The following is a 13057-nucleotide window of genomic DNA, read 5'->3' as shown; positions in this document are numbered from 1 at the left end:
TTTCTAAGTCACCTATGCGGTGATGAAGTGACGAGCAGATGTTTGAGGTGCTGCTGATTTTTTCTAAGTCACCTATGCGGTGATGAAGGATGAGACGCTGACGGTGACGACTGGCTGGATTTTCTAAGTCACCTATGCGGTGATGAAGATTTGTGATCCTTTGAGCTGCTTTTAAAATAATTTCTAAGTCACCTATGCGGTGATGAAGGGGCTAATTTTGCAGGGGCTGGCGTAATACAATTTCTAAGTCACCTATGCGGTGATGAAGTGCTGAAATGGGCATCGATGAGCTACGTGAGTTTTCTAAGTCACCTATGCGGTGATGAAGCATACTAGCAAAGTATCTATAAGCGGTGTTGTTTTCTAAGTCACCTATGCGGTGATGAAGTGACAGTATTAGGAAACTCACAATCTGACTACTTTCTAAGTCACCTATGCGGTGATGAAGCTAAATCACCCTGCCCCATGCCTTCTTTGGTTTTTCTAAGTCACCTATGCGGTGATGAAGGTTATATCTCTCATCATCGCTTTTATGTATGATTTCTAAGTCACCTATGCGGTGATGAAGATCCAGGGGGCATAACCACTGTTCACTCTAATTTTCTAAGTCACCTATGCGGTGATGAAGCAGGTGATTATCTGCCAGTAGCGCCTTACTACTTTCTAAGTCACCTATGCGGTGATGAAGATTAGTGGTGGCATTGGTGCAATCATGCTTAATTTCTAAGTCACCTATGCGGTGATGAAGATGAGGATGACTTGACAGGTTGGCTCATGACATTTCTAAGTCACCTATGCGGTGATGAAGGTTGAGGGTTCTTGTTGGGCTGGATAACTTGGTTTTCTAAGTCACCTATGCGGTGATGAAGTTAGCTCGTAAGTCGTCGCTGCGACCACAGTTTTTCTAAGTCACCTATGCGGTGATGAAGCCGCTGGTGTTGGTGGTACGATGACGGGTTACTTTCTAAGTCACCTATGCGGTGATGAAGCTCAAAGATAGGCTCAAAGCGAATGCGTTGTTTTTCTAAGTCACCTATGCGGTGATGAAGGTCACACTTATAAGGAAATAATCAATCTATTATTTCTAAGTCACCTATGCGGTGATGAAGAGGACAAGTACGGTAAAGACGTATCATCTTTTTTTCTAAGTCACCTATGCGGTGATGAAGTTTTGGTGAGCTGGACAATATCGGTTTTGATTTTTCTAAGTCACCTATGCGGTGATGAAGTGTTTCTTACAATGCCTGACGATATTGTTACGTTTCTAAGTCACCTATGCGGTGATGAAGGCAGATTTTGAGTTATTGCATCTACTTCAGTATTTCTAAGTCACCTATGCGGTGATGAAGCAGCAGGAACAGAAAACACCTGAGCAGTGGGATTTCTAAGTCACCTATGCGGTGATGAAGCTCAAACTTATTTTGCTGAGTCGCGTCATTAGTTTCTAAGTCACCTATGCGGTGATGAAGCTACTACATTGAGGATGTTGAACGTGGTCAGTTTTCTAAGTCACCTATGCGGTGATGAAGTACAATGAATGGGCTAAGAACCGCTTTACAGTTTTCTAAGTCACCTATGCGGTGATGAAGTTATAGGTTCAGCCATAGCATCAGCAGGTACATTTCTAAGTCACCTATGCGGTGATGAAGACACTTTCGTTTATCTTTCTCGGCATTATGGCTTTCTAAGTCACCTATGCGGTGATGAAGACAAAAGTGTTGAAGCTATGACTAACCTGAAATTTCTAAGTCACCTATGCGGTGATGAAGGGTTTTGTTGTGACTTCATACCGTGTTGATCATTTCTAAGTCACCTATGCGGTGATGAAGAGAGCGTGTAGAGATAGGGGGGGGATGAATAATTTTCTAAGTCACCTATGCGGTGATGAAGCTTGTGCTGGCATGAGTGGGTCTAACGGTACTTTTCTAAGTCACCTATGCGGTGATGAAGATTACACAGCAGGCGTTAAGATCTGGGAAGGTTTTCTAAGTCACCTATGCGGTGATGAAGGAGGCTAATCATGTTAAGCAATTTATCATGGATTTCTAAGTCACCTATGCGGTGATGAAGTTCCGCTAAACACAAATGCAGTGTAAGTATTTTTTCTAAGTCACCTATGCGGTGATGAAGGAGCTGAGAGCTGGTGACGAGACATTGAAAGTTTTCTAAGTCACCTATGCGGTGATGAAGTCGGTATCGTAAAGTATGGATAGCCAGTCATTTTTCTAAGTCACCTATGCGGTGATGAAGTTGTTGATGAGGTGATTGCTACTGCATTGGCTTTTCTAAGTCACCTATGCGGTGATGAAGGACTTACTGCAAGCGTCACGTGTGTTGATTACTTTCTAAGTCACCTATGCGGTGATGAAGCGCAAATTGCGCCTTCATACAAACGGGCTTGCGTTTCTAAGTCACCTATGCGGTGATGAAGATGGCTATTCAGCAGGCTGTTGCTAAAGCTATTTTCTAAGTCACCTATGCGGTGATGAAGGCTATCGCAGCACTTGCTGTCGAGACAGCGAATTTCTAAGTCACCTATGCGGTGATGAAGGTGCCTCGTATCAACTGGACTATCTGCTGATTTTTCTAAGTCACCTATGCGGTGATGAAGTAAATTGGATTAAGCCAGTGGCGGATGATGTTTTTCTAAGTCACCTATGCGGTGATGAAGCATTTAAAGCAACAATGTCATCAGGCTCGGTTTTTCTAAGTCACCTATGCGGTGATGAAGACCAATCTAAAATCATACATATAACTGAGACATTTCTAAGTCACCTATGCGGTGATGAAGACCATCACGTACTGGATGTAGACGGGAAACATTTTCTAAGTCACCTATGCGGTGATGAAGGCTATCAAGCGTCGGCTGCATCATCCGCTTTGTTTCTAAGTCACCTATGCGGTGATGAAGAGGACACAGAGCCGACCAGCCTTGAAATAGTTTTTCTAAGTCACCTATGCGGTGATGAAGTCTTCCGATACCGCATCACCGCTAATCACCACTTTCTAAGTCACCTATGCGGTGATGAAGTGCGTGACATAACGCCAATGCAACCGTAAGCTTTTCTAAGTCACCTATGCGGTGATGAAGGTAGGCTGCCTTGTCGTGTATCGCTTCGTCTATTTCTAAGTCACCTATGCGGTGATGAAGCATGACCGCGACCTCCGAAGCCGAGGGTCGTGTTTCTAAGTCACCTATGCGGTGATGAAGTTGAAATCAGTGAGGCTAATCCGATTTGTTCGTTTCTAAGTCACCTATGCGGTGATGAAGAAGACCACTTTCACCGCTATTTAAAGTAGCAATTTCTAAGTCACCTATGCGGTGATGAAGGATATTATTATGAGTACCGATAAGTTAATCAAATTTCTAAGTCACCTATGCGGTGATGAAGTCAATGATTAATAATTCGACCGTCTGTTAAACTTTCTAAGTCACCTATGCGGTGATGAAGTCATGAGACTTTCACGGCATTCAACAGTTAAATTTCTAAGTCACCTATGCGGTGATGAAGTGGCACCACTCGCAATAACCCTTACCGCGATGTTTCTAAGTCACCTATGCGGTGATGAAGGACAGCACCGGGGCGACCGGGCATATCGCTATTTCTAAGTCACCTATGCGGTGATGAAGCCCGACATAGTGCGCTAACACCATGACAGGGCTTTCTAAGTCACCTATGCGGTGATGAAGGTCAACTGCACTAACTAAGTGCGAATAATCAATTTCTAAGTCACCTATGCGGTGATGAAGTAGGCTTAGGAGCATAGATAGGATCTGGCTCATTTCTAAGTCACCTATGCGGTGATGAAGAAAGCGTCAGGGCAATCTAGTGATAAGAAATGTTTCTAAGTCACCTATGCGGTGATGAAGTGGAGCGTATTGGACGCGCAATGGTTCGGATTTTTCTAAGTCACCTATGCGGTGATGAAGACTGAATCAAGATCGCTGGTTAATTCTAAGCATTTCTAAGTCACCTATGCGGTGATGAAGAGAAATTATACCTCAAAAAATTCAGTTACGACAAGGCGTAGAGGGCAAAATACCCTATTTTACCCTCCATTTTTCACCTTATCGTAACTGATTGATTTCATTGTAAGTTTTTAAATAGTAAAAAAAAGGGTTTTTATGCTTAATTTTTGGGTAATTCGTCATTACCATTTAATTAGCTTACCAATGTGGAACGGTAACCGTGTCTTGCATACCATTTAAGCCATAAGTATTAAAGCTACCAGCTTGAGAGTTATCACAAGGCGACTGTAAAATGCTTAAACGGTAATTACTATTGTTGGTATGACTACGCATCTGAATGAATGGCAATGCCATCTCTTTTTTGCGTTTGGCGACAGTGACCATCGCCTCCTCATAACTGACTTTTAACTTATCTGCCAATGTCTGTGCTTGTATATCAATTGGTTTAAATCGGTAACGCTGCACACTGACATAACCAGTCGCTTTATCACCGACTTCTTTAATACCTTTAACATGCACATAATCTGACAGTCGTGACAGCCATTTATCCAGGTTTAGGGTGTCTAAGTTTTTTTGGTTTGGCGCAAAAAGGCGTAGTTTTAATCCCAACTTAGATGATTTCTCATTTTTATTATCGTAATGATAATCAGGGAAGCTGACACCTATGGAGTCGATACCGTGTTCATTTTTCAATGCCGCTAGAGCAATATGCAGCTGATTAAAGAGCTTACTCCAAATAAAGTAAGGCGCAATCTCGGGATCAGGGATGATAGTTATTTCTTGGTAATGGGTAAGGTTTAAAGTTGAATTACTCATACCTTACTCCTTGCCACTGGCACCAAACACACCGCCACGGATCAGCACACCCATTACATAATGTTGCTGCTCAACATCTGGTGCGTCACCTTTTAAAACCCAATTATCAAATAAGCTATAAAAATCCATCTTAGCTTTAGGCTGGCGGAATGCCGTGCCTAATGTCGTCACAGCACCGTAAGGCTCGATAGCAATAGGGAACTGGGCATCAGGATACCAAGTATCAATAGTACGAATTGCGTTGCTGACTTTCTGAGAGTGCATACCCGCATTGTCCTCAGAGCCTTTCTTATCACTAACGCGGTAAAGCACCTTACTCTTTTTACTGCCGGTATCGAGTATCAGTTCTTGTGAGGGGTAAACCTCTTGACCATAACCGATGATGGCTTGTGCTTCTACGTATAAAATAATGAACTCATCACCGTTTAGACCCGCTTTAATCCAATCAGCCACTTGTTTGATATGAGCATCATCACTATTAAAGTCTTTGAGACCATAAGCTTTTGCATCATCAATGGTAATAGTTTGTCCATTGCACTTAATGGTGACTTTAATACTTTCAGTGCCCACACGGTTGCGCCATAACCAACGCGCATTTAGCACGTTAATCGCATAGCGTCGTGCCAACTCATCGACACCCTGAGTGCTAATATAGTCAGTAACGACTTGCTCTAAAGCTTGTTGATAGTCTTGGTCGTTACAGACGTTAGGTTTGCCAGTAAAAGGCAGAACTTTGAGACTGAAGCGTGCGACTAAAGTATCGTTATTTTCATCTAATGATGCTGAATCTACTTTTTGTAAGTTGGCTTTTTCAGTCTCAGCATCTAATTTGGCAGGGTCATTGGTAATAGCGTTTTTTAAGCGATTACTAATCGTACCACGAACGGATTTTTCTTTAATAACCACAGGGGAGGGCGAAGCTGCTGCTTGACTATCGGTCTGCCACAGATAGGCGTCTGATACGTCTAAGTTACGCTCAAAAGCGAGTACGGATGCAGTTTTTAGGGCTGATTTTGACATAATGTTCTCCATGAGAATAAAAAATTAAATTGCATTTGTTATAAAACTGGATAGTTTTAAAAATTAAAAATAAGTTTAAAGATCTTGCTGCTGAGTGACTAGATAAACAGAGTCATCGGCATCGTAGCGATAACGCCAAAACGCATTGGCAATATCATGCTCACCACCGATGCGATTTAAACGCTGCGGATAAACCCATTTTCCAAGGCTATAAATGGCTTCGACATACTGGCTAGAATATTCAGGGTTACGCACGTTTTGCATGATGCCTGCTTCATAACAGTCGGACATACCTTGGTAACCTATAGGCATGGGCACAAGCCAACCGTGACCACTTTTACGCGACATAGTTGACCATTTGGTCTCGCCATTAGGCTTAGTTTCAGGAATTTGATACAGCGCACAAACGTCTATCAAGGCATCTAAAGGCGTTGCATCTGGATTGTCTTTTTGTACCTCATTTATAATTTGAGCAAACTCATCTTGTGCGTCCATCAGTACAAAAGCAGGCAACAGCTGTGGTATGACGGCACTAATGTCACTACTATCAAAAAACTGTACTGGCTCAAATCGAGCTAGTCCATGCACACTGCCACCAGCCATACGTTGTTGCTGAATCCACTGCTTTGTTTTTTGTATGGCAGACGCTTGCTGCTCAGCCGTTAAGTTAGTGTCTGCCAGTACTTCAACTACAAAGCTCATGACTAAGCGGCATTTGCCTTCCTCAATAATAGATGCTGTTTTGCCGTCCTTTTTGATAGGGTTGCGTGTTTGATTAAAAGTGTAATTGTTATAAGTGTTAGGGCGATACATTTGCGGCTGACAGTCATGGCAAGCTAGCAACACACCGCCTAGTGAAACACTTGATAATTGCTCATCATCCGCCATCTTGCGTGACATCGCATGAAAGCTACCTAAGAATCCAGTAATAGCTGGGAAACCATAAGTCAGTGGACTTGAGATAGTATTTGCCCCATCAATAATGACCTTCTTAAATAGCAAATAGCCAACTACGCCAATATCGTTATCATCGTCTATACGGCTCATAAAAATACTCCTTTGCCTGCGCGCTCATAGCGTTTTTGCATATCTTCAATCTCACGCTCCCAGTCTAAATGTTCCCCGTCGCCAAAGTCACTGGCAATTTCCTTAAACTCGGCTTGCATCAAAGTATTAAGCCAACGGGCAAAACGATGAACGATTTGACTATGCCAAGCATCATCTTGTTCACGCTCTGCTTTAAATTCTTCTTCACCCTCTAAATCAGCACGTTTTGGATCAAGCCAAAGCTTTTCTGTGCGATCAAGATCATAGTCTTTTGACCAGCCTGCTGGCATGGAGCTGCGGATATCTTCTGCGGCTGCAAATATCTGATAAAGCACTTCATCGATAGCAAGTTTACGCGCATCTCTAACATCGACGATATTACGAGTGTCTTTGATAGATTTAAAAATACTTTGAATCTCTTTACGCGCGTTATATTCCATACTGGTGCCAAAAATACTATTGGCAAATTTGGATAGTTTAAACGCACGCTCTTGCTTGATGATGGGTGGAAGCGAAGACAAAAGGTAGTTGCGACCACCTTGTTTACTCATGAGTAAGCTGACATTTTGAGGTTTTGTGCCGCCAAGCTGAAGCGTTGCTAAATTGTTTAAAGTGACATAAGGCCGCTGTTCAGCGGTTTTTTTAAAACGGTTATCGCGAGCAGCTTTATTTTCTTCAGAAAATTTAAGGTTATTAATGCGTTGATAAACTTCATGAGTAAGCACAGAGGGATAAAGTGGAATCACATTTATATAATCAAGCGCTTCAATATCCGTGCTTTCATAAGCGTTAGTCACCCATAGCGTTTGCTTATTACGCTCATGAGTTATAGGAGTGGTAATAATATTTTGTAGCGCCTTTTTAAAAGCCTGTTGATAAGTCTTTGCCAAAGCTTGGTCGCCTGCAAGCGTAGCAATAAAGTCAGCATTATCCGCTAGAATAAGGTCGCGTATTTTAGTCGTCTCATCCACCTCAAAATCAAAAAAGGCTGCAAGGGGCAGTGCAGCGGCATTTCCATTAGCATCGATATAGCTGCTGTCTATCGAATGCGTACCTACGATAGTCTGCGGTAAGTGAGTATCTAAGTTAAAGCTAACATTATCGCCTTTGGCATCAGGATGCACGCCTTTTGATATATGCGTGCCGAAGTTCAATTGGGTTGCCATACGCGTTGCAGCATCTGGAATCCAAGTGGCGACACTATATTTTTCTTGGGCGTCAGCTAAAGTAGCTTTCAATTCTGTAATTTTGTCAAAATCATTACTTTCTATTGCTTTAGCGAGCTGTTTTTGCTCAGTATCCGTTTTTTTATCGTACTGGCTAATAAGGAATGCTTTGACAACACTGCTTGCTAGCTCTGGGGATATATCAGTCAAGATTAGCTCCTTTTATAATGCACAAAAGTTTTTTATTTACAATAGTAAAGCATATAATGATTAACAAGTAAACCATGTTATAACTAGTATTATAAAATTAAATATATTGGTTATATTTATAAAAGACGCTCTGTTATAATTTGATTGCACCGCTTAGGTGGCTTAGAAAATGTTATAACTGGTATTACCTTTCACCACCGCTTAGGTGGCTTCTATCAGAAGCACGGTTAACGCCGTGCTTTTTTATGCCAATGATTTTAATAAGCTCAAGCCTATCCACGCACAAATCCAAAAAACTCATGAAACGTCCAGCCGCTACTATTGCTAGACTTGATGCTATCAAGCGATACCGATGAATAAGTAATCGCTAATGAGCGCATGCTTTTATCAGAATGTGAGAGTTGTAAATCTTGTAAGACATCATTTAGTGAAGTAATCAACCAAGGCTTTATTTGTACATGCTCAAAACTAAAGGCTAGTGGTTGAATGGTTTTATTCTGAGGGGTAGATTTGGCTAAGCCTTTTTCGAAGACATCCTCGCTATAGTACGCATCAAAGCCAGTGGTTGGTTGATCGATATCTTCGTCATCGCTGACCATTCGCGGAATTAATAACCAATCATCTTGCGGCGTTCCTGCCCGAAAAGGACTGATTTGCTGCAAATGTGTATGGGTGCGATTAGCCGTAGCCTTGCTATCCCAATAGGCATTAACGTAGTTAAGCTTGGGGCTATTTAATAAATGCTGCATAACGTGATGTTCAAGGTCGCTTAACGTCTCTATTGTTTTACTTTCAGAAGATAAAATTCTAGGTCTGGCATCAACGTGCGCTAACTGCTCTTGAGTCATTAATTCATTCAAATCGTAGCTTGGCGGCTTGAATAACGCGGTCTCAAATCCTGGATAAGTGAAAATAGGTCGCTGACCATTTGGATGTTTGAAGTAACGGATATTGTATTGCAACAATAAAATATTAGGTGTGTTAGCAACCTTATTAGGCCGATGACGCCAAACACGCCCAGCCAGCTGAATAATAGAGCGCATAGAAGAAGGTTCGACTATCGCCCAATCATAATCATGATCGCGTCCGACCTCGGCGACAGGAGTAGCGAGTACTATAAAAATATGATTTTTAGTAGGATAATTGGTAATGGCTTGTTTAATTTCAGGATGATTAAGCACGCTAACTTTATTGTCGCTACGATCTAGGATTCTATCGAGCTTATTTTCTAAAGCATTACGTAGTAGTAATAGCTGCTTAGCGTGATAGCACACCACATGTATTACCGTATCATCTGGCACAGTGATGCTATCTGCTTTAAAAAGCTGCATGGCAATATTAGTAATGTTGTTAATGTTAGCAACGCGTACCAGTCCGATACTCACTTGTGCGTTTACAACAGAGTTTTTCTTATCCGAATTAGTCAGCACTTCATGATGCTTATCATGCAAATTGACAGCCGCATCGACTATCGTTTGTGCTAAAGCGCTATAAAACTGTGTGGCTTTATCCTGAGTATATAATACTGAAAACGGCAGTATTTCTACTTGACGTCTAACAGGCTGCTTGGCTAAATAGCTGGCACGTTTATCGCAAAATTGTTTATGCTTGTCTTGGAATTCATCCATATCAGCACATTGCTCAGACATCATCGCTTTAGGTTGTTCATCGAACCATGCACAGACCACTCTAGGCATTGATTTGTTTTGGCTTTGGTTAAACAGTTTCCGACCTTCCATGTAAGCTTCAAATAACCCTGTTACTAAATCAGGGGTCAAAGTGGCAGAAGATAGCAGTACTCGTGTGCCAAATAGTCCAGCAAGATGCACGAGTCGAGAAAGCGCAGGCAAGTCCGCTTGGTCAAAATCGTCAGGCTCATCAAGTATCAAGTCACTACTAAGTAATCGCAGAATTGGTGCTATATATTTACCGCCACGTTTGCATTCGCTGGCTTGAATAATATGGTCAACAGTACAGGTCACAATAGGCGCAAAGATAAGATCGCGCGCTTTTGAGCTGGCAATAACGGTATCAAGATTAAGCGCTTCATAATCTTGATAATCAATATCGCTATCGACTATTTCATCTATTAAATCCTCACTAGATTCACTGCCGAATGTCTGTGATTCATTATCAGGCTCTTTATCATTTGCATGCTCACCGATGATCTCGGTAATGTCATTAGTCTTATTATCGTAGGCCAGCTCAAACAGTTTTTTATTGGCGCTGCCACCGACAAGTATTGCTAATTGATCACCCTTTAATTTCAAGTCCTTACGAAAGCTAAGTCCTGTCTGTAAAGTTAGAATCCGCAGACCTAAGGCAATAGTAAAACGTGCGCCCTTTTTTGGGTCAGCTAAAGCGTACATAATGCGAGCATTACCAATCGTTTTGCCTGCACCTGTTGATGCCATATTTACCCCAAAAAATCCATGTTCGCGTGTGGATTCTTGCAAGCCGTAGCACATCTTAAACGCTTGATTCTGCCATTTGAAACGCTCTATGCCAGTAGGTTTGGCTAGAGGATCATGATTACGTAGCGTCGGCATTTCATTAGCAATAATAGGTAGCGCTCGGCAGAAATGAGCTGTGAAAGTAGCTACACCTAGTAAATGCTCTTCAAGTGATTGTTTAACTGTGGGTATGTTAGCAGTACGATCCGTATTAGCCGCTAGTTTTTTAAATTGGCTGTTGACGGTTATACAGCGCGAGTCGTTTTCTTTGAGACTAGAATAATTGTGATCGCCTACCATTAAGCATAGACGTGATAAGTGTAGTAAAAATGGATCGCTGATAGATTTGTGAGATTCAACAGCTTGTTGGCTAATCTGAAGGAGGGTAGAATCGTTCAGCGCTTTTTTAGACCAGCGTCTAATATTTTTTTGCCAAGCAGAACTATTAATAACTAAGTGCTCGAATTGCCAAAAGCTTTTAAGTTGAGCTTGGGTCATCTCATCTAGCGATTTAGGATTTTTTACCCAATAATCAAAAGGTATTAAGTGACCATAAAACTGCTGTAAGTTTCGCTTATAAAGCGAGGTTTCTTTAGGCTGCTGCATACGCTGAATGGCAGTAGAGGAATGAAATACTTTATCAGCTGGTGGCAGGCGGTGATGAGTGACAATCAGCCAGGCGACCCATTGAGCTAGCGGTGGCATTGGTTCTATATCTACAGTGTTTTGATTAGCTATAGAGATCAGTTTCTCTATATCATTGACCTCTAACCATTTGTCCAGATGCATTAATCGATCAAGCCATGCCTCATCTGTGTTGCAATCTTTAATGATTAGCTCAAAAAGCTTTAGTGATATCCACTCATGACGATAAGAGTCACCTTGTTTACTGCCTTTTATAAGTTTATTTTGAAAGCCAATGGTTGATTTACCGATATCATGAAGTAGCGCAGCAATCGTAGCGATAATTTGAATACTACTGGCGTAACTCCAGTCATTTTCCCATTCGCTATGTAGAATGTTTCGTTTGGTTCGATTAACTGGCACCACGCCAATCTCATTAAACTTACGCTTATTACCCACAACCCATACCAGCTCCGTCAGCTGGCGCGTCTTATTACGATGACAGCTTACTGCCGTTGACTTGGTCGCTGATTTGCGCAGCAGTTTCTTGACAGTCGTAAGACCATCTTCGGTAATTGCCGTTTGCCAAACATTATCCCCGATACGATTGGCGAACGCGTCTAGAATACGCCGCGTGCGACTGAGCGACTTTTTTTCACATTGCGAAACAAAGGTGACAATCATCTACACGCTCCAGTCTTTAGTCATAGCAATCTGCTTAACCACTTCAAACTGATAGTCGAGTGCTTTGTGTTTAGTGAACATATTCAGGCACTCTTGCCGAAACTCTTGCTCGCTTAGGTTCTCGCTTGCACAGATAAAGGCAAGAGGTAGCACCAGTGCATCTTTAATAATATCAGCGATATCAAATACCAATGCCCCGCGCCGAGTCTTGCCATGCATTACTGCAAAGCCATGCGGAATGCCGAGCGTCCATGCCGTCGTTGCGCCAAGTCCGTATGCGAGATAATTGCCGTGATTCAAGAAGCCATTGGCCTTATCGATACCTTCATGCTCACGGGTAAAGCCGTCATAGCCGGTATTCTTGGCAGCTAGTTTATAGAGGTTTTTGGTTAACCTTGCTTCAAGCTGCAATAAATGCATGACCTCCATTTGCTGGTTTATCTGACGGACATTGTTTTCGATTAAGTCTCTAATCTCATCACGGCTGCTATCAAAGCCATGGCGTTTCAGTTCACTATCTTTGCTCCAAATGGTTTGTAGATAGGCAAGGCGAGCATGTTGTAACAGTTTGGCTGCCGCTAAGCGTTTATCATCATCCCACCACCAACTCATCCAACCTTGAATATATTCCGTTGGGCGGTATTCACTTTGCGGGGTCATCCATTCAATGAAGATTTCACGCTCTGCGCCCATAAATAGTGGTGATCCGCCACCGCCACAGAAGCCAACTAACACCCCAGCCTGTGACAATAACCGCATTGCCGCTTGAGTGATCGAAGTCCCTGTACCGAGTAGTAAGGATGTGGTATTAGCAATAGGAATGTTATAGAACAGATTGGCCTTGTCTTCTTCAGTGAGATAGAGGATGCGACCGTCTTTTTGCATGACACGGCAGTGTGATAAGTAGTAAATATTTGCACGTTTGGAATGTAGAATGGTTTTTAGGTCGGATGAATCAAAGCTGTTGTTAGTATAGGGGTTGGTTGATTTGGCCATAATAATTCCAGTAATATAAAACCATATTTAAGATAAGGTTTACTTTACTGGAATTATGTTTGCAAAACAAT

Annotated in this window: 6 protein-coding genes and 1 CRISPR repeat array (1 of these 7 only partly in view); all 6 genes read right to left on the bottom strand. The window is 42.1% G+C overall.

Annotated elements, in window-relative coordinates; translation table 11 throughout:
• Positions 1-3991: a CRISPR direct-repeat array (repeat unit 28 nt; unit sequence TTTCTAAGTCACCTATGCGGTGATGAAG); it reaches 900 nt to the left of the window's first position.
• 177 nt (positions 3992-4168) lie between these two features.
• The 6 genes from cas6f to cas1f all read right to left on the bottom strand — a co-directional run bounded on the left by cas6f (position 4169) and on the right by cas1f (position 12986).
• Positions 4169-4786, bottom strand: coding sequence for a type I-F CRISPR-associated endoribonuclease Cas6/Csy4 (gene cas6f / locus AK822_RS10205; protein ID WP_060491558.1), 618 nt, complete (start codon positions 4784-4786; stop codon positions 4169-4171).
• A gap of 3 nt (positions 4787-4789) precedes the next feature.
• The gene (gene csy3 / locus AK822_RS10200) at positions 4790-5806 is read right to left on the bottom strand and encodes a type I-F CRISPR-associated protein Csy3 (RefSeq protein WP_060491557.1); all 1017 of its coding nucleotides are present in this window, start codon (positions 5804-5806) and stop codon (positions 4790-4792) included.
• 75 nt (positions 5807-5881) lie between these two features.
• On the bottom strand, positions 5882-6853 hold the full coding sequence (csy2, locus tag AK822_RS10195) for a type I-F CRISPR-associated protein Csy2 (RefSeq protein WP_060491556.1): 972 nt from the start codon (positions 6851-6853) through the stop codon (positions 5882-5884).
• Positions 6850-8229, bottom strand: a complete 1380-nt coding sequence (gene csy1, locus AK822_RS10190; protein ID WP_060491555.1) for a type I-F CRISPR-associated protein Csy1 — start codon at positions 8227-8229, stop codon at positions 6850-6852. The genes csy2 and csy1 overlap by 4 nt, the downstream gene beginning before the upstream one ends.
• Positions 8230-8501: 272 nt before the next feature.
• Positions 8502-11990, bottom strand: coding sequence for a type I-F CRISPR-associated helicase Cas3f (cas3f, locus tag AK822_RS10185; protein WP_060491554.1), 3489 nt, complete (start codon positions 11988-11990; stop codon positions 8502-8504).
• A complete protein-coding gene (gene cas1f / locus AK822_RS10180; protein WP_060491553.1) occupies positions 11991-12986 on the bottom strand; it encodes a type I-F CRISPR-associated endonuclease Cas1f in 996 nt (331 codons plus the stop codon).
• Positions 12987-13057 lie beyond the last annotated feature (71 nt).

Origin of the sequence: Psychrobacter sp. P11F6 (genome assembly GCF_001435295.1) — a bacterium.
In the GTDB taxonomy this organism is placed as follows: domain Bacteria; phylum Pseudomonadota; class Gammaproteobacteria; order Pseudomonadales; family Moraxellaceae; genus Psychrobacter.
Note: the sequence above shows the minus strand (reverse complement) of the source record. Positions and strands in the feature narration are given on the sequence as shown.